Origin of the sequence: Streptomyces sp. 891-h (assembly GCF_022760275.1) — a bacterium.
In the GTDB taxonomy this organism is placed as follows: Bacteria; Actinomycetota; Actinomycetes; order Streptomycetales; family Streptomycetaceae; genus Streptomyces; species Streptomyces spirodelae.
This window is the reverse complement of sequence record NZ_CP050693.1, coordinates 5,448,809-5,469,897: the sequence shown is the minus strand read 5'-3', so window position 1 is coordinate 5,469,897 and position 21,089 is coordinate 5,448,809. Positions and strand designations below refer to the sequence as shown.

General features: G+C 72.2%; 17 protein-coding genes. 7 read left to right on the top strand and 10 right to left on the bottom strand.

Annotation, left to right across the window (positions count from 1 at the left end):
• Positions 1–23: 23 nt before the first annotated feature.
• Together HC362_RS23990 and HC362_RS23985 are read left to right on the top strand one after the other, a co-directional pair.
• Positions 24–1,667 carry a multicopper oxidase family protein gene (locus HC362_RS23990; RefSeq protein ID WP_243086146.1) on the top strand — a complete coding sequence of 548 codons (1,644 nt, stop codon included), beginning with the start codon at positions 24–26 and terminating at the stop codon, positions 1,665–1,667.
• Positions 1,668–1,735: 68 nt separating this feature from the next.
• Positions 1,736–3,487: an NAD+ synthase gene (locus HC362_RS23985; RefSeq protein ID WP_243086144.1), complete on the top strand. Its 1,752-nt coding sequence runs from the start codon at positions 1,736–1,738 to the stop codon at positions 3,485–3,487.
• 127 nt (positions 3,488–3,614) lie between these two features.
• Here HC362_RS23985 and HC362_RS23980 read toward each other — a convergent pair whose 3' ends face one another.
• The 5 genes from HC362_RS23980 to HC362_RS23960 all read right to left on the bottom strand — a co-directional run bounded on the left by HC362_RS23980 (position 3,615) and on the right by HC362_RS23960 (position 9,195).
• Positions 3,615–3,893 carry a hypothetical protein gene (locus tag HC362_RS23980; protein ID WP_243086143.1) on the bottom strand — a complete coding sequence of 93 codons (279 nt, stop codon included), beginning with the start codon at positions 3,891–3,893 and terminating at the stop codon, positions 3,615–3,617.
• Between the two features lie 239 nt (positions 3,894–4,132).
• A complete protein-coding gene (locus tag HC362_RS23975) occupies positions 4,133–5,332 on the bottom strand; it encodes an MFS transporter (RefSeq protein WP_243086142.1) in 1,200 nt (399 codons plus the stop codon).
• Between the two features lie 186 nt (positions 5,333–5,518).
• Positions 5,519–6,568, bottom strand: coding sequence for an endonuclease/exonuclease/phosphatase family protein (locus HC362_RS23970; RefSeq protein WP_243086140.1), 1,050 nt, complete (start codon positions 6,566–6,568; stop codon positions 5,519–5,521).
• Between the two features lie 304 nt (positions 6,569–6,872).
• On the bottom strand, positions 6,873–7,559 hold the full coding sequence (locus HC362_RS23965) for a TetR/AcrR family transcriptional regulator (RefSeq protein WP_243086139.1): 687 nt from the start codon (positions 7,557–7,559) through the stop codon (positions 6,873–6,875).
• Between the two features lie 7 nt (positions 7,560–7,566).
• A complete protein-coding gene (locus tag HC362_RS23960; protein ID WP_243086137.1) occupies positions 7,567–9,195 on the bottom strand; it encodes an MFS transporter in 1,629 nt (542 codons plus the stop codon).
• A 171-nt stretch (positions 9,196–9,366) separates the two neighbouring features.
• Here HC362_RS23960 and panB point away from each other — a divergent pair, with 171 nt between their 5' ends.
• The 3 genes from panB (at position 9,367) to HC362_RS23945 (ending at position 12,199) form a co-directional block, all read left to right on the top strand.
• Entirely contained in the window at positions 9,367–10,194 is an 828-nt protein-coding gene (panB, locus tag HC362_RS23955) for a 3-methyl-2-oxobutanoate hydroxymethyltransferase (RefSeq protein WP_243086136.1), read from the top strand.
• A gap of 119 nt (positions 10,195–10,313) precedes the next feature.
• Complete coding sequence (locus HC362_RS23950) at positions 10,314–11,315, top strand: ATP-binding cassette domain-containing protein (RefSeq protein WP_243086134.1); 1,002 nt, start codon at positions 10,314–10,316, stop codon at positions 11,313–11,315.
• Positions 11,312–12,199 (top strand): ABC transporter permease, encoded by an 888-nt coding sequence (locus HC362_RS23945; RefSeq protein WP_243086133.1) that lies wholly within the window; start codon positions 11,312–11,314, stop codon positions 12,197–12,199. Before HC362_RS23950 ends, HC362_RS23945 begins: the two co-directional genes overlap by 4 nt.
• A gap of 49 nt (positions 12,200–12,248) precedes the next feature.
• Here HC362_RS23945 and HC362_RS23940 read toward each other — a convergent pair whose 3' ends face one another.
• The 3 genes from HC362_RS23940 to HC362_RS23930 all read right to left on the bottom strand — a co-directional run bounded on the left by HC362_RS23940 (position 12,249) and on the right by HC362_RS23930 (position 17,209).
• Positions 12,249–15,629 carry a BTAD domain-containing putative transcriptional regulator gene (locus HC362_RS23940; RefSeq protein WP_243086131.1) on the bottom strand — a complete coding sequence of 1,127 codons (3,381 nt, stop codon included), beginning with the start codon at positions 15,627–15,629 and terminating at the stop codon, positions 12,249–12,251.
• A gap of 132 nt (positions 15,630–15,761) precedes the next feature.
• Positions 15,762–16,130, bottom strand: a complete 369-nt coding sequence (locus HC362_RS23935) for a hypothetical protein (RefSeq protein WP_243086129.1) — start codon at positions 16,128–16,130, stop codon at positions 15,762–15,764.
• Positions 16,131–16,300: 170 nt separating this feature from the next.
• Positions 16,301–17,209, bottom strand: coding sequence for a LysR family transcriptional regulator (locus HC362_RS23930; RefSeq protein WP_243086127.1), 909 nt, complete (start codon positions 17,207–17,209; stop codon positions 16,301–16,303).
• Between the two features lie 159 nt (positions 17,210–17,368).
• On the opposite strand from HC362_RS23930, the gene HC362_RS23925 reads away from it, so the two are divergent.
• Entirely contained in the window at positions 17,369–18,313 is a 945-nt protein-coding gene (locus tag HC362_RS23925) for an EamA family transporter (RefSeq protein WP_243088783.1), read from the top strand.
• A 167-nt stretch (positions 18,314–18,480) separates the two neighbouring features.
• Entirely contained in the window at positions 18,481–19,278 is a 798-nt protein-coding gene (locus tag HC362_RS23920; protein ID WP_243086125.1) for a site-2 protease family protein, read from the top strand.
• 13 nt (positions 19,279–19,291) lie between these two features.
• Here the strand turns inward: HC362_RS23920 and HC362_RS23915 are convergent, their stop codons facing one another.
• Positions 19,292–19,486 (bottom strand): hypothetical protein, encoded by a 195-nt coding sequence (locus HC362_RS23915; protein WP_243086124.1) that lies wholly within the window; start codon positions 19,484–19,486, stop codon positions 19,292–19,294.
• 65 nt (positions 19,487–19,551) lie between these two features.
• Entirely contained in the window at positions 19,552–21,057 is a 1,506-nt protein-coding gene (locus HC362_RS23910) for an MFS transporter (protein ID WP_243086122.1), read from the bottom strand.
• Positions 21,058–21,089: the final 32 nt, after the last annotated feature.

The window sequence follows — 21,089 nt, the reverse complement described above, 5'->3', positions numbered from 1 at the left end:
TCGACAACACCGAAGGCACACATATGCGTTCCCACTTCACACGCCGAGCCGTGCTCGGCACCGGCGCCGCGCTCGCCGGGGCCGGTTTCCTGACCGCCTGCTCGGACACCGCACGGCGCTCCGACGCCAAGGCCCCCGCCGGCTATGTCGAGCCCGACGGCCCCGAGGTCCGCGCCGCCGAGGCCCGCCGCTCCCGTGGCCGTACCGAGCGGGTCCGGCTCACCGCCACCCGCACCAGCCTGGAGCTGGGGGCCGAGGGCACCGTCCCCACCTGGGCCTACGGCGACCGGGTGCCCGGCAAGGAGATCCGCGTCAGCGCGGGCAGCACCCTCGACGTCACCCTCGCCAACCACCTCTCGGCACCCACCTCTGTGCACTGGCACGGTCTCGCCCTCCGCAACGACATGGACGGCGTGCCCGGTCTCACCCAGCGGGAGATCCGGCCGGGCGCCGACTTCACCTACCGCTTCGCGGTGCCGGACCCGGGCACCTACTGGTTCCATCCGCACTCCGGCGGCCAGCGGGACCGCGGGCTCTACGCGCCGCTGATCGTGGAGGACCCCAGGGAGCCGCTGCGGTACGACAAGGAGTGGGTGGTCGTCCTCGACGACTGGCTGGACGGCGTCGAGGGCTCCACCCCCGACGGCGTCCTGGCCGAACTGCGCCGGGGCATGGAGCACGGCGCCGGGCACGGCGGCGAGAACAGCAAAGACGGCAAGAACGGCGAGCACGGCGGCAAGAGCGACGGCGAGGAGAGCGGCGACAGCGGCGGCCATGACATGCACGGCATGACGGGGATCCACGGCATGGGCGGGAGCCGTCCGGCCGGCAAGGGCCCCTCCCGGATGCTGATGGGTGCCACCAGCGAGCTGCTCGGCGGCGACGCGGGCGATGTGAAGTACCCGTACTACCTGGTCAACGGGCGTACCGCCACGAACCCCGAGACGTTCAGGGCCGAGCCGGGCGACCGTATCCGCATCCGCTTCATCAACGCGGGCGGTGACACGGCTTTCCGGGTGGCGCTCGGCGGCCACCGGATGACCGTCACCCACACCGACGGCTACCCGGTCGAGCACAAGGACACCGACGCGCTGCTGCTGGGCATGGGCGAGCGCTACGACGTGCTCGTCACGGCCGGGGACGGCGTCTTCCCGCTCACCGCGCTGGCCGAGGGCAAGAAGGCGACGGCCCGGGCACTGCTGCGCACGGCGCCGGGCGCGGCGCCCGCGGCCTCCGTCCGCCCGGAGGAGCTGGAGCGCGGCAGGCCGCTGACCGCCGGGCAGCTCGAGGCGGCGGAGTCGGCCCGGCTGTCCCCCGGCCGGCCCGACCGCACGGTCACGCTGCGGCTGACGGGTTCCATGGCCGCGTACGACTGGGGCTTCAACGGCAAGCAGTACACCCCGGATCAGCGGCACCCCGTCACAGCGGGTGAGCGGGTGCGGCTGCGCTTCGTGAACATGACGGAGATGTGGCACCCGCTGCACCTGCACGGCCACACGTTCGCCCTACCGGACGACGGACCCCGCAAGGACACCGCGATCGTGCTGCCGGGGAAGACCCTGGAGGCGGACTTCGAGGCCGACAACCCGGGCCTGTGGCTGGTCCATTGCCACAACGTCTACCACAGCCAGGCAGGCATGATGACCGTGCTCGGCTACCGTAAGTAGTGGTGCGGAGGAGGTCTCACAGGACCTCCTCCGCCCATAACGTCAGCCCGACGATTACACTCGGCCTCGTGCCTCAACTACGTCTCGCGCTGAACCAGGTCGATTCCACCGTCGGCGATCTGGAGGGGAACGCCGCCTCCGTCGTCCAGTGGACCCGGCACTCCGTCGAACACGGCGCCCATCTGGTCGCGTTCCCGGAGATGATGCTGACCGGCTATCCGGTCGAGGACCTGGCGCTGCGGCGCTCGTTCGTCGAGGCGAGCCGCACCGCCGTGCGGGACCTCGCCGTGCGGCTGGCCGACGAGGGGCTGGGCGAGGTACCCGTCGTCGTCGGCTACCTGGACCGCTGCGAACAGGTGCAGCCCCGCTACGGCCAGCCCGCCGGGGCTCCGCAGAACGCGGCGGCCGTGCTGCACCGCGGCGAGATCGTGCTGACCTTCGCCAAGCACCACCTGCCCAACTACGGCGTCTTCGACGAGTTCCGCTACTTCGTGCCCGGCGACACCATGCCGGTGATCCGGGTGCACGGCGTCGATGTGGCGCTCGCCATCTGCGAGGACCTGTGGCAGGAGGGCGGCCGGGTCCCGGCAGCGCGCACCGTGGGCGCCGGGCTGCTGCTCTCGGTCAACGCCTCCCCCTACGAGCGGGACAAGGACGACACCCGGCTGGAGCTGGTGCGCAAGCGCGCGCAGGAGGCCGGGTGCACCACGGCGTATCTGGCGGAGATCGGCGGCCAGGACGAGCTGGTCTTCGACGGCGACTCGATCGTCGTCGGCCCCGGGGGAGAGGTGCTGGCACGCGCCCCGCAGTTCGAGGAGAGCTGCCTGGTCCTCGACCTGGAGCTGCCCGCCGCCGCACCGACGGCCCCTTCGGGGACCGTGGACGACGGGCTGCGCGTGGAGCACCGCGTCATCTCGTCCGAGCCGCTGCCCGGCTACCCGGCGGAGCACACCGGCGGTGAGGCGCCGCGGATGGACGACGACGAGGAGACCTACCACGCACTGGTCGTCGGGCTGCGCGCGTATGCGGCCAAGAACGGCTTCCGCTCGGTGCTGATCGGCCTGTCCGGCGGCATCGACTCGGCGCTGACGGCCGCGATCGCCTGCGACGCGGTCGGGGCCGGGAACGTGTACGGGATCTCGATGCCCTCGCGGTACTCCTCGGAGCACTCCAAGGAGGACGCCGCCGAGCTGGCGGAGCGCACCGGGCTCAACTTCCGCACCGTCGGAATCGAGCCGATGTTCGCCGCCTACATGGACTCGCTCGGCCTCACCGGGCTCGCCGAGGAGAACCTCCAGGCACGGCTGCGCGGCACGCTGCTGATGGCCGTCTCCAACCAGGAGGGCCACATCGTGCTGGCCCCGGGCAACAAGTCCGAGCTGGCGGTGGGCTATTCGACGCTGTACGGCGACGCGGTGGGCGCCTACGGGCCGATCAAGGATGTCTACAAGACGAACGTCTTCCGCCTCGCGAAGTGGCGCAACCGCGCCGCCGAGGAGCGCGGCGAGACCCCGCCCATCCCCGAGCGCTCCATCACCAAGCCGCCCAGCGCCGAGCTGGCACCCGGCCAGGTGGACACCGACTCGCTGCCCGACTACGAGGTCCTCGACCGCATCCTGAAGCGGTACGTGGACGGCGACCAGGGCGCGGCCGCCATCGTGGAGGCGGGCTTCGACGCGCAGACCGTGGTCCGGGTGCTGCGGATGACGGACCGCGCCGAGTACAAGCGCCGCCAGTACCCTCCGGGCACCAAGATCTCCCCCAAGGGCTTCGGCAAGGACCGCCGGCTGCCGATCACCAGCCTCTGGCGCGAGGGCTGACGGTCAACGGCGGGGCGCGAGCAGGGCGGCCCGGAGTGGCCCGGAGTGGGTCAGGGCCCGCCCGCGGGGGAGCCGGGCGGGCCCTGAGTTCAGATGCGCCGAACGGGGAGCGCGTGCGCTCGCGGTGTCACTCCTGGACGTAGAGCGCCCAGCCGCGCAGCGGGTCGAGCTGGCAGATGTAGGCGCTGTAGCCGTGCCTCTTGTAGTACTCGCCGCCCGACTGGCACTGCGTCTTGTTGGGGTACCAGGCGACGAACTCCCAGGCGGCGGCCTGCTGCGTGGTGGACGCGGCGACGGGTGCGGCGTTGTCGGCGGGGGCGGCCACGGCCGGTGCGGCGGCGGCCAGGGTGCCGAGGAGCGCCACCGATGCGGCGGTGACGGCGATACGGGCCGAACGGGATCTCACAGGAGTTCCTCCCTCTAGGACACGAACGGACCTCACGGGAGTGCCAAGCCCCACCAACTTCCTTGCTGTGCAAGCAAGTTGGTGGCCCCCGTGTGACGCGAAGAGCGTATGCACAGGCCGGGGCAACTGCCACTGGCATTCGTAGTGACACAGGTCACATATTTCCCCTGCGACACAAACGCCCCATGGTGAGCTCTGCTCACCATGGGGCGGAAGGCCACGGACCACAGGGGCGCGTCCTAGTGCGCGGAAGGCGCCCCCACCGGGACATCGCTCGCCCGGGCCACCACCCGCGAGTCGCCGCGGTCGAGCATCCCCGCCGTCACGGCGATGGCGAGTCCGGCCAGGGCGAGGGCCGCGCCGACCAGGGTGGGGGACATCCAGCCCCAGCCTGCGGCGATGACGACACCGCCGAGCCAGGCCCCGCCCGCGTTGGCGAGGTTGAACGCGGAGTGGTTGGAGGCCGAGGCGATGGTGGGCGCCTGCGCGGCGGCCCGCATCACCAGCATCTGGACCGGCGTGGTGATCAGGAAGCCCACGGCTCCCAGCAGCCCCACCAGCGTCAGCGCGGCCCACTTCACGGGCGCCGCGAAGTGGAAGGTGACCATCAGCACGGCCATCAGCCCCAGTGCCGCGTACAGAGTGCGGCGCGGGGCCCGGTCGGTGAGCGGCCCGGCAACCAGGGTGCCCAGCGTCATGCCGATGCCGAAGAGGGCGAGCACCCAGGTCACCGAGGTCTCGGCGAGCCCGGTGACCTCGGTCATCATCGAGGCGAGGTAGCTGTAGACGGCGAAGACGCCGCCGAAGCCGAAGACGGCGGTCAGCAGCCCGAGGACGACCTGGCGGTTGCCCAGGGCGCGCAGTTCGTGGCGTACGCCGCCCTGGTGCTCCAGCGGCATCCGGGGAACCAGCAGCGCGAGTGCCGTCATGGCGGCCAGGCCGATGAGGGTGACGACCACGAAGGTGGCGCGCCAGCCGAGCTGCTGGCCCAGCGCGGTGCCGCCGGGTACGCCGACGATGTTGGCGACGGTCAGCCCCAGGAACATCGTGGCAACGGCGCGGGCCGCGCGGCCCTCGCGCACCAGCCGGGCCGCGACCACGGCGCCGACGCCGAAGAACGCGCCGTGCGGCAGGCCCGCCAGCACCCGGCCCGCCAGCAGGGTGCCGAACCCGGGAGCGAGCGCTGAGGCGAGGTTGCCGAGGGTGAACAGCCCCATCAACAGCAGCAGCATCAGCTTGCGCGGGACGCGGGCGCCGAGGGTGGTCAGCAGGGGGGCTCCGAGCACGACCCCGAGGGCGTAGGCGGAGACCAGGTACCCCGCGGTCGGAACGGATGTGCCGAGATCGTCGGCGACGTTCGGCAGCAGGCCCATCATCACGAACTCGGTGGTGCCGATACCGAAGGCGCCCACGGCGAGTGCGAGCAGAGCCAGAGGCATGCGCAGACCTTTCTTACGCGTAAGAGTGAGGTAATCGATTACATTGCTGAGCACCCGCCGGTGCGGGTCTATGTTTGGGACTGCAACAAAGTCTCGCAGCCAGATGTTCCACGGCGCAAAACGCGACGTTACGGGCCGTGGAAACCCGGCCGGCCTGGCGGTACGGGGCTGCCCCCGGCCGTGCCCCTACTCCGTCAAGTCGATCTTCGCGGCGATCGGCAGGTGGTCGCTGTCGGTCGCCGGCAGCGTCCACGCGGAGACCGGGTCGGCGCCCTTGACCATGATCTGGTCGATCCGTGCCATCGGGAACGAGGCGGGCCAGGTGAAGCCGAAGCCGTCGCCCGCCGCGCCCTGCGCGGACCGCATCTGGGAGGTGATGGGCGCCAGCGCGCGGTCGTTCATGGTGCCGTTGAGGTCGCCGAGGAGCAGGACCTTGTCCGCCGGGTCGTGGGCGATCGCCTCACCGAGCGCCTCGGCGCTGCCGTCCCGCTTGCCGGCCGTGAAGCCGGAGCGGAACTGCACCCGGACCGAGGGCAGATGCGCGGCGTACACGGCGACCTCGCCCTTGGGGGTGCGCACCGTGGCGCGCATGGCACGCGGCCAGCCCATCTTGATGTCGACGGTCCTGATGTCGCTCATCGGGTACTTGGACCAGATCCCGACCGTGCCGGTGAGCTTGTGGAACCGGTATGTCCTGCCGAGTTCGGACCGGTAGGAGGCGGCCTGGGCCGGGGAGACCTCCTCCAGCGCGAGGATGTCGGCCCCCGAGCCGGCCAGCGACTTGGCGGTGCCCCGGGGGTCGGCGTTGTCCGCGTTGACGTTGTGGGTGACGACGGTGAGGTCGGCCGGGCCGCTGCCGGTCTTGTCGTTGAACAGGCCGCCGAAGAGGTTCACCCACATCAGCGTCGGCACCAGCAGCGCGACCAGCGCCGTCGCCGAGCGGCGCAGCACGGCGGCGACGAGCAGGACGACGATCAGCAGTCCGCCCCAGGGCAGGAACGTCTCCCACAGCGAGCCGAGGTTGCCGATGGCGTTGGGAACCTCGGCGTGCAGGAAGAAGGCCAGTCCCAGCAGCAGGGCCAGCGCCGCGAGCAGCATCCCTCGCCGCCATTTGCCAGACCCCGACCACCCCGCGAAGCCGCCGCGGGAGCGGTTGCCGGTGTAGCGGGACCACAGTCCCTGTCGTTCGCCGCCGTTCTCGCTGTACGCGGCCTCCGACGTGTACGCGCGCGCCATCCGCCGTCCTCACTTGCCTGTGCTGGTGCCCGATGAACGATAGGCGATGCCCGTTTTTATGCAGTTAAACCTTTCCGTTCAACTGCCGCTTTCGCCCTGAAGTCCGTTGTGGAGTCCGAGAGGAGGACGAGACGCGGCCGCGCGCGGGTTCCAGCAGGTCGGGGCGGGATCGGGACTGTGACACAACCAGCACATCAGCCGCACGCGGCGGCCACGGACTCCCGCACTCCCCCGCCGTGCCGTCCCTCCACCGGACTCCCCTCCGTCGGCGGGCCGTCACCGCAGCACGGCGCCGGCCCGGTGCTCACGTCCGAGGGCGCAGGCCGTCCAGGAAGGCGTCGACGATCTGACGGGGCATCTCCTCGGGGAGTTCCTCGCCCTCCCGCAGCAGGATGCGGGCGAGTATCGGCGCGGTCAGCAGGTCGATGAGCACATCGACCCCGATGTCGTCCCGCAGCTCGCCGTGGTCGATGCCCCGCCGCAGCACGGCGGCCAGCCGCTCGCGCCGGGCGCCGACGACGGTCTCCCGGTAGCGCTGCCACAGCCCGGGATGCGAGTGCACCTGGCCGGCCACCACCCGCAGCAGCGCGGAACGCCGCTTGGCGAGCCCGACCTCGCGCAGCCACTCCAGCGCCCCGACGAGCACCTCGCGCAGCGGCCCCTCCCTCGGGCCCTCGTACGGCAGCTCCTCCAGCTCCCTGACGACGTACAGGAACAGTTCGTCCTTGCCGGACCAGCGCCGGTAGACGGCGGCCTTGCCGACGCCCGCGGTGCGCGCGATCCGCTCGATGGAGAGCGCTTCGTAGGAGACGCCTTCCTCCAGCAGCCGTGTCACCGCTTCGACGATGGCACGCTCGACGGCCTCGCTGCGCGGCCGCCCGCGGGGCTTCCCGGCCGGGAGGGGCACACCCCCTTCCCGCTCGGGCGCCGCTGCCCCGGCGCCGCTGCCGCCGCCCGTTGCCCCGACGCCGCTGTCACCCTCGCGCTTCACCGCAGGCTCACCGCTCCGTCCCCACTCGCTCCGTCTCCTCTTCCCCGCCGGTCTCATCCTCTCGCGCGTCTTCCTCGGCGGGCTTGCCCGGCAGCCAGACGGCGACGACCAGCGCGCCCAGCAGCGCGACGGCGCCGGAGGCGAGCACGGTGGTGTGCATGGCGTCGACGAAGGCCGACTTGGCGGGGGCCACCAGCGCCCGCCCCGCGGGGCCGAGCCGGTCGGCGAGCGCGAGGGTGGCCTCGATGGACTCGCCCGCCTCGTGCCGCGCGCCCGCGGGCAGCTGCGGCGTGGCCTCGAGGGCGCCGCCGATGCCGTCCCGGTAGCGGGTGGAGAGCAGCGAGCCGAGGACGGCGACCCCGAGCGCCCCGCCGACCTGGCGGAAGGTGTTGTTGACGGCCGATCCGGAGCCCGCCTTCTCGCGCGGCATCGACTGCATGATGGAGACGGTGGCGGGCGGCATCACATGGGCCATGGCGCTGCCCATCACGAAGAAGATCACTTCCAGCACCCACAGCGGCGTCGTCTCGTCCAGCGTGGTGAAGGCGAACATGCCCGCGGCAACCAGCAGCAGCCCCGTGGTGCACACCGCCTTGGCGCCGAAGCGGGCGACGGCCTTGGCGGCACGGGGCGCGAAGATCATCTGGGCCGCGGCCAGCGGGAGCAGCAGCAGTCCGGCCTCCAGCGGGCTGAAGCCGCGCACGCTCTGGATGTAGAAGACGCTGAAGAACATCGCGCCCATGAGGGCGAAGAAGACCAGCGCGATCGCAGCGACGGCGGCCGAGAAGGCGGGCTTGCGGAAGTAGCGCACATCGAGCGCGGGGTGCGTGGTGCGCCTCTCGTGCAGCAGGAACAGCAGCAGCAACAGGACGCCGCCGCCCGCCGTTGCCAGTACCTTCGGCTCGGTGAAGTCGGCGAGCTGCCCGCCCTCGATGATCCCGTAGACCAGCAGCACCAGCCCGGCGACCGAGAGCAGCACGCCCAGTGGGTCCAGCCGACCGGGCGCGGGGTCGCGGGAGTCGGGCACCAGCAGCAGGATCGCCACCAGCGCGAGGCACACGACGGGCGCGTTGACCAGGAAGACCGAGCCCCACCAGAAGTGGTCGAGCAGCACCCCGCCGGTGATGGGTCCTGCCGCGATGCCGAGCCCGACGGCGCCCGCCCAGATACCGATGGCCCTGGGCTGTTCCTCGCGGGGGAAGACGTTCATCAGGATGGCGAGGGTGGCCGGCATGACGAAGGCCGCGCCGAGCCCCATCAGGGCGCGGTAGAAGATCAGTTCGCCGGGGCTCTGGGAGAAGGCGGCGAGCAGGGAGCCGAGCCCGAAGACCAGCAGCCCGGACAAGAGCACCTTCTTGCGGCCGAGCCGGTCGCCGAGGAGCCCGGCGGTGAACAGGAAGCCGGCGAAGACGAGCGTGTAGGAGTTGATGGCCCACTCGAGCTCGCTCTGGGTGGCGCCGATCCCGGTGGGCGCGGGCTGGGCGAGGGTCTTCATCGCCACGTTGAGGATGCTGTTGTCCAGGACGACGGCCAGCAGGCTGAGCATCAGCACACCGAGGACCGTCCAGCGGCGCCGATGAGCCGGCGCGGCTTGCTCACTCGCCCCGGCCGGTGCCGGGGAACTGGGGGTACTCATGACGGGAAGCGTAGTCCGATTTACGAAACGGGGCCGTTCCGTTTCGTAAAAACTCGGTCATGAGTGCCGGCGGCCGGGCCCTCTACCGGGCAGCGGAGGGGCGTGCCAGCATGGACAGCGGATCCGGAGACGCCGTTGGGGCGCTTCGAGACGACCACAGGAGTCAATGCCATGCCGCAGACGCTCTACGGGGGAACCCGTAATCGCCGTGTGACCGTGCGCGACCTCGCACTCGCCAAGGAGCGAGGCGAGAAGTGGCCCATGCTCACCGCTTACGACGCGATGACCGCCTCGGTCTTCGACGAGGCCGGCATTCCCGTCATGCTCGTCGGCGACTCGATGGGCAACTGTCACCTCGGCTACGAGACGACGGTGCCCGTCACCATGGACGAGGTGACCATGCTGACCGCCGCCGTCGTACGGGGCAGCAGCCGCGCCCTGATCGTCGCCGACCTGCCGTTCGGCTCGTACCAGGAAGGAGAGGTCCAGGCGCTGCGCAGCGCCACCCGGCTCGTCAAGGAGGCGGGGGCGCAGGCCGTCAAGCTGGAGGGCGGCGAGCGCTCCGCCGACCAGATCGGGCGGCTGGTCAGCTCCGGCATCCCGGTGATGGCCCATGTCGGGCTGACACCGCAGTCCGTGCACACCATGGGCTACCGGGTGCAGGGCCGCGGCGAGGAGGCGGCCGACCAGCTGATGCGCGACGCCAAGGCCGTCCAGGACGCCGGGGCCTTCGCCGTCGTCCTGGAGATGGTGCCCGCGCCGCTGGCCGCCGAGGTCACCCGGGCGCTGCACGTGCCCACGGTCGGCATCGGCGCGGGGCCGGAGTGCGACGCCCAGGTGCTGGTGTGGACCGACATGGCGGGCCTCACCCCCGGCAAGCTGCCGCGCTTCGTGAAGCAGTACGCACAGCTGCGCTCCGCGCTCGGGGACGCGGCCCGCGCCTTCGCCGAGGACGTCACTGCGGGCGCGTACCCGGCGGCGGAGCACTCCTTCGAGTAAGGCGGAGGGCTCGGCGGACACCCGCTGACGACGGCCCACCGACAGAGCAGGGCTCGACTGTCGGTGGGCTGTCGGTCGGCTGTCGGTCGTTTGTCAGTGGCGGCTGTCATATTGACGACATGACGCGAGAGAAGACGACGAACGCGGTCGAGGTCCGCGGACTGGTCAAGCACTTCGGGGAGACGAAGGCCGTCGACGGCATCGACCTCGATGTGCGCGAGGGCACCGTGATGGGTGTGCTGGGCCCCAACGGCGCGGGCAAGACGACGCTCGTCCGGATGCTCTCCACCCTGCTGCAGCCCGACGGCGGCACGGCGAAGGTCGCCGGGTTCGACGTGGTGCGCCAGCCGCGCGAGCTCCGCCGCACCATCGGCCTGACCGGCCAGTACGCCTCGGTGGACGAGAAGCTGGCCGGCTGGGAGAACCTCTACATGATCGGGCGGCTGCTCGACCTGCCCCGCAGCGAGGCCCGCAAGCGCGCCGACGAGCTGCTGGAGCGGTTCTCCCTCACCGACGCGGCCCGGCGCCCCGTGATGAAGTACAGCGGTGGGATGCGCCGCCGGCTCGACCTGGCGGCCTCCATGATCGGCCGCCCCAAGGTGCTGTATCTGGACGAGCCCACCACGGGCCTGGACCCGCGTACCCGCAACGAGGTGTGGGACGAGGTCAAGAACATCGTGGCCGACGGCAACACCGTGCTGCTCACCACCCAGTACATGGAGGAGGCCGAGCAGCTGGCCGGCGAGCTGACGGTCATCGACCGCGGCCGGGTCATCGCCGAGGGCAGGGTTCCGGAGCTGAAGGCGAAGGTCGGCGGCCGCACCCTGGAGATCCGCCCGGCCGACCCGGGCGAGCTGACGCGCATGGTCGGGGCCATCGCCCAGGCGGGCCTGGACGGGGTGGCCGGCGCCACCGGCGACGAGGAGTCCGGCATCGTCAGCGTCCCGATCGTCAGCGACGAACAGCTGACGGCCGTGGTCGCGCTGCTGGGCGAACGCGGCTTCGCGATAGCCGACATCGCCACCCACCTGCCCAGCCTGGACGAGGTGTTCCTCGCCCTCACCGGCCAGAAGGCCACCCACCAGGACGAAGAGAACGAACTCGAGGAGGTCGCGGCGTGAGTACCGCCACCGTCAAAGCGCCCGGATCCCAGCAGGCCCCCTCCGGGTCCGGGGCCGGGACGAACCCCGCGCCCGGCAAGCCCGCCTCGGTGGAGGGCCGGATCGGGCTGCAGGCCAACCTGCGGCACATCGGCGCGCTCGTCCGCCGCAACGCCCTGCAGATCAAGCAGGACCCCGAGTCGATGATGGACGCGCTGCTGATGCCCGTCATCTTCACGCTGCTGTTCGTCTACGTCTTCGGTGGCGCCATCGGCGGCAGCGGTGGCGGCGGTGACCGGGACCAGTATGTGCAGTATCTGATCCCCGGCATGATGGGCATGATGGGCATGTCCATCGCGATGGCCGTGGGCACCGGCATCAACGAGGACTTCCGCAAGGGCGTGATGGACCGCTTCCGGTCCATGCCGATCGCCCGCTCCTCGGTGCTGATAGCCAAGTCGGTCGTCGAGATCGGCCGCATGCTGGTCGCCGTCACGGTGCTGCTGACCGTGGGCTTCCTGGTCGGCTTCGACATCAACGGGCACTGGCTGGGCATGCTGGCCGCCATCGGGCTGACCGCGCTGTTCGGCGCCTCGCTGCTGTGGATCTTCATCCTGCTGGGGCTGACGATGAACACGGCCCAGGCCGTGCAGGGCGTCTCGTTCCTGGTGTTGATGCCGCTCCAGTTCGGCTCCTCGGTCTTCGTGCCGACCGGCACCATGCCGGGCTGGCTGAAGGCGTTCACGGACGTCAACCCGCTCACCCATCTCGCGGACGCCGCCCGGGGGCTGATGCTGGGCCAGGGCGAGGTCGGCAACCCGGTGATGTGGACGGTGATCTGGTCGGCGGGGCTGACGCTGTTGACGGCGCCGATCGCCATCTCGAAGTTCCGCAAGAAGACCTGAGACCGGCCGCCGGCGGGAGAGCTGGGCCGGCCGGCACCCGGCCGGCCGCTCAGCTCTCCCGCACCAGGGACACGGCCTCGTCGGTGGTCAGGCCGTGGCCCGAGGCGTAAGCGCCCGCATACGCCTGATCGGACAGCACTTCCCGCACAGCCGCCTCGGCGGCCGCCCGCGACTCGCGCTCGACGGGGTGCGGGAAGTGCCCTTGTGGCAGCTTGGACAAACCGTCGTAGGCGCCCACCAGCCGCCCCGCCTGCTCACCGCGGCCCAACTGGGCCAGGGCACGCGCGGCGGTCAGCAGCTGACTGAGAGTCAGGTGCGGGGCGACCGCCTCCGCCATCACATCGCGGGTCTTGACAATGGACTGCCGGACCTTGGCCAGCGACTCGGCGGACCGGCCGTCGACGACGTACGTCCAGGCCAGGATCCCCTCGATCATCCCCGCGAACAGCTGCGGCACCCGGTCGGCGAACTCGGCCTCCAGCGGTATCAGCAGCTCCCTGGCCTCCTCGGCCAGCCCCTGCCGGGTGAGGAAGACGGCGTACTGGATGGCCGCGAAGTTGGGGCCGTCCCCTCCGATGTGGTCGGAGTCCTCGACGGCCTCCCGCATCAGCCGCTCGCCCTCGGCAGCCTGCTCCGGGTCGCCCAGCTCCACCAGCACCGAGCCGAGGCGGGACTTGAGCTGCGGTACCTGGCTGTGCGCACCCAGCTGCTCGGCCCGGGTGATGGCCAGCCGGCAGGACGCGGCGGCCTGGGCGAACTCCCCGCGTGCCGTGGCGGCTTCGGCCCGGCTGGAGAGCGCCTCGGCCTCTCCCCAGGCGTCCCCCACCCGGCGGAAGATCTCCAGGCTCTCCACCGCGTCCGCCGCCGACTGCTCCCAGGAGGCGGGGTGGTCGCTGGTCAGCTTGGCCCGCAGCTGCAGCGCGAAGGCCAGCTCCCACTCGTAGCCCAGCTCGCGGCAGCCGGCCACGAAGGCGTCGGACAGCTCGGCCAGCTTCCCGAAGTCACCGGTCATCAGCCAGGCGAAGAACCACATGCAGCCGGGAATCCGGCACACTTGCGGCATTCCGGGCGAGTAGACCTGGGTGATGTTGCGCAGCTCGGCCTGGCGTTCGGGGGCCTGGAACTTCTCGATTCCCTCGTCCGCGTCGGCCAGCGCCATCAGCCGCACCCCGCGCCTGGCCTCCCACAGCTGCTCCTCGTCCATCGGCGGCGGGGTGGCGGTGCACGACTCGTACAGCGGCTGCGCGGGGCGCGGTGGGGAGCCGAAGGGGTCGGGGCCGAGCCGGAGCACCGCCTGGGCCCAGGTGCGTACGTCACCGCGGTGGCCGCGCAGCTGCCAGAACCAGCCCATCGACAGGACCAGGCACAGCGCCTCGTGCTCGTCGCCCGCGGCGACGGCCCGGCGCAGCGCGGTGCGGATGTTGTCGTGCTCGCGCTCCAGCCGGTCGAGCCACACCACCTGCCGGGGTCCGCGCAGCAGCGGGTCGGCGGTGCGGGCCAGCTCCCGGTAGACGGTCAGATGGCGGCGCTCGGCGCGCTCGCGTTCGCCGGGCACCTCGTCCAGCTTCTCGGCCGCGTACTCCGCGACGGTCTCCAGCAGCCGGTAGCGCATCCCGGCCGTGCCCTCGCCGGGCACCGCCACCACCAGCGACTTGTCGACAAGCGAGCTGAGCAGCGCCGCCACGTCCCCGTCGGACCCCTCGACCAGGTCCGCGCACACCTCCTCGGCCTGCTCCAGCTCGCAGCCACCGGCGAAGACCGCCAGCCGCCGCAGCACCGCACGCTCGGCAGCGTCCAGCAGCTCCCAGGACCAGTCGACCACTGCGCGCAGCGTCTGCTGACGGGGCAGCACCGTACGGTTGCCGCTGGTCAGCAGCCGGAAGCGGTGGTCGAGGCGGCGGGCGAGCTGGCCGGGGGTGAGCGAGCGCAGCCGCGCTGCGGCCAGCTCGATGGCCAGCGGCAGCCCGTCGAGCCTGCGGCAGATCTCCGCGCACGCCTCCGGGTCGTCCGCTGTCCGGAAGCCGGGGCGCGCCGCGGCTCCCCGCTCCGCCAGGAGCCGGAGCGCCACCGGGTCGGGCAGCGGCTCGACGGGCCGTACGACCTCGCCGGGCACCCCGAGGGGCTCGCGGCTGGTCGCGAGCACGGTCACTCCGGGGCACTCCACCAGCAGCGTCTCCACGACCCGGGCCGCTGCGTCGATCAGGTGCTCGCAGTTGTCCAGCACCAGCAGCATCCGGCGGGTCGCGCAGCGCTCGGCGAGCTGGGCGAGGGGGTCGCCGAGAGTGGGGTCGGTGGCGGCACGCAGCCCCTCGGCAGTGGTGCCGGTCAGCACGGTCTCGCGGCCGCCGAGCGCGGTGAGCACCGCTTCGGCCGTGGCGCCCTGGTCGTCCGGGTCGCGTACGGCCGCCAGTTCGGCCACCCATACGCCGTCCGCCCACTCCTCGTCGTACTCGGCACGCGCCCGGGCCGCCGCCTCCAGCGACAGCCGCGTCTTGCCCGCGCCGCCGGGCCCGGTGAGGGTGACCAGCCGCGCCGTCCCCAGCCGGCGGCCCAGCTGCCCCAGCTCGGCTTCCCGGCCGACGAACGAGTTCAGCCCGGTGCGGAGATTGCCCGCCGCCCGTCTGAGCGGCCGCCGCGCGGCGGGGGTGAGGGTCGTCTCCGCCGGGGCCTGTGCGGGGGCCGCGACCGGCTCGGCGGCCAGCAACTCGGTGTGCAGAGCGCGCAGTTCCGGGCTCGGGTCGGTGCCGAGCTGCTCGGCGAGGCGGCCTCTGACCGCGTCGTAGGCGGCCAGCGCCTCGGCGGCGCGGCCCGCGTCCCGCAGGGCGCGCAGCAGCAGCGCCTGCAGCGGTTCGTTCAGCGGGTGCTCGGCCGCGAGCTGACGCACCGTGGGCAGAACGGTTTCGGCGTGCCCGAGGGCGAGTGCCGCCTCGGCCCGGTGGCGGCGCGCCGCCAGCAGACGGTCGGCGGCCCGGACACCGGCGGCCCCTCCCCCGTCGGGAAGGTCGGCCAGCGCGGGGCCGCGCCACAGCGCGAGGGCGTCGTCGAGCAGGTCGGCCGCCTTGGCCGGGTCACCGTCGGCAAGAGCCGCCGCGCCCTCGGACGCCAGCCGCTCGAAGCGGTGCAGATCGATGTCCTCGCGTGCCGCCACCAGCCGGTAGCCGCCCTCGACGGAGCCGACCGCCTCCCGCCCGAGGGACCTGCGCAGCCGCCCGACGAGGGCCTGGAGCGCCGCCGTCTCGTCGGCGGGCGGGTCCTCCTGCTCGCCCCACACCCAGGAGACGAGCTCGCCGGTGTGTACGGCGCGGCCTCCCGCGAGGGCGAGCGCGGTCAGCAGAGCGCGCAGCCTGGCTCCGCCGATCGGCACGCTGGTGCCGTCCTCGCGGAGGGCCTGCGTGGTGCCCAGAACGCGGTAGAGGTAACGCACCCCCACATACTGCCACCGGCCCGGGACCGTTCGGCCCCGGGCCGGTTCCGGCACCCACGCCCCGCGCGGCTGCTCAGTGCGCACCCGCCGCTTGTCGGCAGGCGTCACGCGGTGCGGGGCGGGGCACCGGGTGGAGCGTCAGCCGTGGTGGTGGAAGCAGTGCTTGCCGCGCACCCACTTGGGGGTGTTGGCGTAGCCGGAGCTGCCGTGCTTGTCCACGCAGACCACCTTCTTGTGGTGGTGGTGACCCTTGCGGTTCTCGATGGTGAAGGTGCCACGGATGTGGCCGTGACGCGGCGCGTTGATGGCGCGGCAGTGGCCGCTGCCGACGGCGGCCTTGCCGTCGTGCTCCAGCCGGTCGCAGACGTAACCGCGCTTGTGGTGGTGGCCGCCGCCCGGGCCGTCACCGGCTACCGCAGCGACCGGCGCCATGCCGACGAGAGCGGTCGCCATCGCCGCGACCACCGTCAGCGACCGTACGCGGCGGGTTGTTGCCGACTTCCTCATACTCTGTCCTTTCGCTGTCCCGGTCTGCTCCGCCCCCATCGGCGGGAGTTCGGGGAATGTGCACTCGCACAGCATCAGGAGAGCAGGCGTATCGGCCTGTGGCGCAGATCCCCAGGGGAAGGTCACCCGTTGGGTGAGTCCACACCACCCTGTCGGTCGCACTCGCAGCGTTACGGAAGCGGTCCGCCGCCCGTCGCGTCGCGCAAGGCGCGCAGCGCCACCCCGACCGCCGGGCGGCGCAGCAGGCAGTCGCGGGTGACGGCGAACAGGCGGCGGGTGGGGACGGGGTCCAGCGGACGCAGCACCACCCCGTCCGGCAGCGGCCCCCGCCCGAGCCGGGGCAGCAGCGCGATGCCAAGACCCGCCGCCACGAGGGCGATCTGGGTCTGGAACTCCGCGACGTAGTGGGCGACATCCGGCTCCTGGCCGGCGCCGCGCAGCGTGGTGTGCAGCCAGTCGTGACAGACGGTGCCGGGCGGCTGGCTGATCCAGCGCCGCCCGGCCAGGTCGGCCGTGTGCAGCGTGTCGCGTTCGGCGAGCGGATGCCCGGCCGGTACCAGTACCTCGCAGCGGTCCTCGCCCAGCCGGATGGCGCGTACCCCCTCGGGCGCGGGCATCGGCGCGATGTCCCAGTCGTGGGCGAGGGCCAGGTCGATCTCGCCCCTGGCGACCAGGCCCACCGACAGGTGCGGGTCGACCTCCGTCATCCGCAGGTCCAGTTCCGGGTGGGCGGCGGCGAGTTCGGCCAGTACCCCGGGCATCAGGCCGCGGGCGCCGCTGGGGAAGGCGGCGAGCCGCAGCCGGCCCGCGGGGCGGCCCTTGCGCTCCTCCAGCGCGACCTCGGCCTGCTCGGCCAGTTCGAGCATCTGCCCGGCGGTGCGGACGAGCATCAGCGCGTCGTCCGTCAGCGCGATGCCGCGCCCCTGCCGCTCCAGCAGGGTGGTGCCGGTCTCCCGCTCCAGTTTGGCGATCTGCTGCGAGACGGCGGAGGGTGTGTAGCCGAGCGCCTGTGCGGCGCCGCCCACCGAGCCGTGCAGCTGGACGGCGTGCAGGGCCCGGAGCCTGGACAGATCGAGCATGGTCTGGGTGCCTCCCTCCGTGTGCGGGTGACTCCCTCCGTGCGCGGGTGCTCCCGCTGGGACTGTCCCCGCCAAGACAGTTCAGTATTGCTGAATCCAACCATGCACGAATCCGTGCTGGTGCTGAACAGTGCGGGCGGTGACGATCGGGGCATGCGTCTGAGTCCTCTCCACTGCGCCCTCGCGGTGCTGGTGGCCGCCCTCTGGGGCGTCAACTTCGTCGTCATCGACATCGGGCTGCGGCACTTTCCACCGCTGCTCTTCTCCGGGCTGCGGTTCCTGATCGCCGCGCTGCCCGCCGTCTTCTTCGTCCGCCGTCCCCGGGTGGCGCTGCGCTGGGTCCTGGGAGTGGGACTGGCGCTGGGAGTCGCGAAGTTCGGGCTGCTGTTCCTCGGCATGCGGCAGGGCATGCCCGCCGGGCTCTCCTCGCTCGTCCTCCAGGTGCAGGCGGTCTTCACCGCCGTCTTCGCCGCCGTGGCGCTGGGCGAACGGCTCGGCCGCGTACGGCTGGCGGGGATGGCCGTGGCGCTGGCCGGGATAGCGGTGGCCGCCGTCGGCCAGGGCGCCTCGGGGCCGCTGGGCGCCTTCCTCCTGGTGATCGCCGCCGCCGCGGCCTGGGGCGTGGCCAATGTGCTGACCCGCAAGGCCGCGCCGCCGGACGCGCTGTCGTGGATGGTGTGGGTCAGTCTCGTCCCGCCGCTTCCGCTGTTCGCCCTCTCGCTGCTGTTCGAGGGGCCGGACGCCGATCTCGCCGCGCTCCGCTCCTTCGACCTGGCCGGGCTGGGCGCCCTGTGCTTCGTCGCCTGGGCCGCCACCCTGTTCGGCTTCGGCGTATGGGGCTTTCTGCTGCGACGGTACGACGCCTCGTCCGTCGCACCCTTCACGCTGCTGGTGCCGGTCTTCGGGATGACCTCGGCCGCGCTGCTGCTCGACGAGGGCATCACCGCACTGGACGCCCTCGCCGCCGCGCTGCTCATCGGGGGCGTCACGCTGGTTTCCCTGGTGGGCGGGCGCCGGGCGGGCAGGGAGCAGGGGCCCACGCCGGCGCCCGCGCCCGCGGCGGAGCCGGGAGCGGCTCCTGTCGCGGCCGGCTCACGGAGCTGACCGCGGCCGGCTCCCTGAGCTGACCGCGGGCGGCCGATACGCGCGACGGCGGCGGCCGATACGGGCCACGGCGGCCACTACGGGCCAATGGCGCGCTCGCGTACCAACGGCCCGTATCGTGCGCGCGGTTCGCGGCGCGTGCCCGGCTGCCGGTACGGTCTGGCCCCATGACCAGCGCAGCCACCCACCCGGACCACCACCGGATCAGCCCGGTCTTCCTCGGACTGGTCGCCGTCATGGCGCTCTCCGGCTGGGGCGTCTGGGCCGGCTGGGCCGACGTCACGGGCGTCGCCGTGTTCTTCTTCGTCGTCTCCGGCTGGATCGTCTCGCTGTGCCTGCACGAGTACGCGCACGCGCGCTCCGCGCTCGGCGCCGGGGATGTGTCGGTGGGCGCGAAGGGATATCTGACGCTGAACCCGCTGCACTACACCCACGCGATGCTCAGCATCGTGCTGCCGGTGATCTTCGTGATCCTCGGCGGCATCGGGCTGCCCGGCGGCGCCGTCTACATCGAGCGTGGCAGGATCGCGGGGCGGTGGAAGCACAGCGTGATCTCGGCGGCGGGTCCGCTGACGAACGCGCTGTTCGCGGCCGTGCTCACCGCACCCTTCTGGCTCGACGCGATGCGTGACGTACCCGTCGCCTTCCGCAGCGCCCTCGCCTTCCTCGCGCTGCTCCAGGTGACGGCCGCGCTGCTGAACCTGCTGCCCGTGCCCGGGCTGGACGGCTTCGGCATCATCGAGCCCTGGCTGTCCCCGCGGGCCCGGCAGCAGGCGGAGCCCTTCGCCCCGTTCGGCCTGCTGATCGTCTTCGGCTGCCTGTGGATTCCGCAGGTCAACGAGGTCTTCTGGGACTTCGTCGACGGCCTGCTGCGCGGAATGAACGTCTCCGACTTCGATACCTTCCTCGGCCTGGAGTACTTCCGCTTCTGGGAGGGCGAACCCCAGAACGTGCTGCTTCCGTAACCGCAACGTTCGGCTACTCGGCACCCCGCGCCGTCCGGCGGTGGTAGTACCAGGCCATGTTCGAGGTCAGGCCCGCCAGCAGGACCCAGACGATGCCGAGCCAGCTGCCCTTCGCGAAGGAGACCACGGCTGCGGCGACGGCGAGGACGCAGATGACGGTCGCGTAGAGGGCGAGGCCCTGGGGGATGCGGCGGGTGGGGGCTGACATGGCTCGGTCTCCATCGAGAGGACGGCGCGCCGGGGGTGCGCGGGGTGTGCACCGGCCATTCTCCCTCACCCCTCCCGGCCGGCCGCATTCCGGGCGGCGGCGCGGGCGGCGCGGCGCCCGTACCCGATGTCCGCGACGGCCACGGCCAGCGCGCCCGCGACGAAGCAGACGGCCGTGAGCAGTCCGTAGTCCAGCGCTGTCGCCCAGTTGTGGCTGCTGGCCAGCCAGGCGAAGAAGACGGCGCCCACGGCGGCGATCCCGGCGGCCGAGCCGATCCGCTGGCCGGTCTGGATCACCCCGCCCGCGGCGCCGCCCTTGGCGACGGGCACCGAGCGCAGGGCGAGGGTCTGGTTGGGCGAGATGACCAGCCCGGAGCCGAGCCCCCCACAGAGCATGGGTGCGATCAGCGCCCAGCCCACGCTGCTGTTCCGCACCTCGTGCACGACCAGCGCCGCGCCGCCCAGCCCGAGCAGGACGAGCACCAGACCGGCGGCGATCAACGGCCTGCCCACCCGGGTGATGAACCGGCCGCCGACGGCCGACGAGATCGCGGAGCCGACGGCGAAGGGGGTCAGCGTCAGCCCGGCCTGCAGCGCGGAGTAGCGCATCCCGTTCTGCAGGAAGAGGGTGAAGATGAAGAAGATCGTGGTGAATCCGGCGAAGTAGACCAGCCCCAGCAGCGCCCCGAGCGAGTAGGAGCGGTCCTGGAAGAGCCGTAGGTCCACCAGGGGTTCTTTGCCGCGCCTCTGGTAGCTCCGCTCCCACCACACGAAGGCGAGGATCAGCAGCGCGCCCAGGAGCACCAGCAGCCACTTGGCCTGGCTGTGCCACTGCCGCTCCTGCACCAGCGGCAGCATCACGGCGAGCACGCCCGCGCCCAGCAGCAGCACGCCGAACGGGTCGAGCGTGTGGCGGTGCGCGGTGTCGCGCTCGGCGCAGGCGTGCGGCACCAGGCGAAGGGCGAGGAGGAAGGCGATGATGCCGATGGGCAGGTTGACGAAGAACACCCAGCGCCAACCCTCGTCGGCGCCGAAGACCGCGATGAGCAGCCCGCCCAGCAGCGGGCCGACCGCGGTGGACAGGCCGATGGTGGAGCCGAGCATGCCGAAGGCCTTGCCGCGTTCGGCGCCCCGGAAGAGCTGCTGGATCATTCCGGAGATCTGCGGCATCAGCAGTCCGCCGCCCACGCCCTGCACCAGTCTGGCCAGCACCAGCCAGCCGGCGCCCTGGGCGAAGCCGCAGGCCATCGAGGCGACGGTGAACAGGGTCAGGCCGCCCAGGAAGGCGGTGCGCCTGCCGAGCGCGTCACCGATCCGCCCGGAGGGTACGAGGACGAGTCCGAAGGTGAGGGCGTAGCCGGAGACCACCCAGGAGAGGGCGGACTCCGAGGCGCCCAGCCCCTTCTCGATGGCGGGCAGGGCGACGTTCACGATCGAGACGTCCAGCAGGGACATGAAGCCGACGAGCAGGCAGACCGACAGCGCCTTCCAGCGCCGCGGGTCCGGCGTGTAGGACTGTTCGTCGCTCGTCGTCCCGGCCCGTCCGGCGGCGGGTACGGGCTGCTGTGCCATCCGTGCCTCCTGGCGGGCGCGCCGCGTGGCCG

Bases quoted from the DNA above. Each gene is read 5' to 3' on its own strand.
- HC362_RS23990 (WP_243086146.1), top strand. From the start codon at position 24: ATGCGTTCCCACTTCACACGCCGAGCCGTGCTCGGCACCGGCGCCGCG.
- HC362_RS23975 (WP_243086142.1), bottom strand. From the start codon at position 5,332: ATGCCTCTGGCTCTGCTCGCACTCGCCGTGGGCGCCTTCGGTATCGGC.
- HC362_RS23970 (WP_243086140.1), bottom strand. From the start codon at position 6,568: ATGGCGCGCGCGTACACGTCGGAGGCCGCGTACAGCGAGAACGGCGGC.
- HC362_RS23960 (WP_243086137.1), bottom strand. From the start codon at position 9,195: ATGAGTACCCCCAGTTCCCCGGCACCGGCCGGGGCGAGTGAGCAAGCC.
- panB (WP_243086136.1), top strand. From the start codon at position 9,367: ATGCCGCAGACGCTCTACGGGGGAACCCGTAATCGCCGTGTGACCGTG.
- HC362_RS23950 (WP_243086134.1), top strand. From the start codon at position 10,314: ATGACGCGAGAGAAGACGACGAACGCGGTCGAGGTCCGCGGACTGGTC.
- HC362_RS23935 (WP_243086129.1), bottom strand. From the start codon at position 16,130: ATGAGGAAGTCGGCAACAACCCGCCGCGTACGGTCGCTGACGGTGGTC.
- HC362_RS23930 (WP_243086127.1), bottom strand. From the start codon at position 17,209: ATGCTCGATCTGTCCAGGCTCCGGGCCCTGCACGCCGTCCAGCTGCAC.
- HC362_RS23920 (WP_243086125.1), top strand. From the start codon at position 18,481: ATGACCAGCGCAGCCACCCACCCGGACCACCACCGGATCAGCCCGGTC.
- HC362_RS23915 (WP_243086124.1), bottom strand. From the start codon at position 19,486: ATGTCAGCCCCCACCCGCCGCATCCCCCAGGGCCTCGCCCTCTACGCG.
- HC362_RS23910 (WP_243086122.1), bottom strand. From the start codon at position 21,057: ATGGCACAGCAGCCCGTACCCGCCGCCGGACGGGCCGGGACGACGAGC.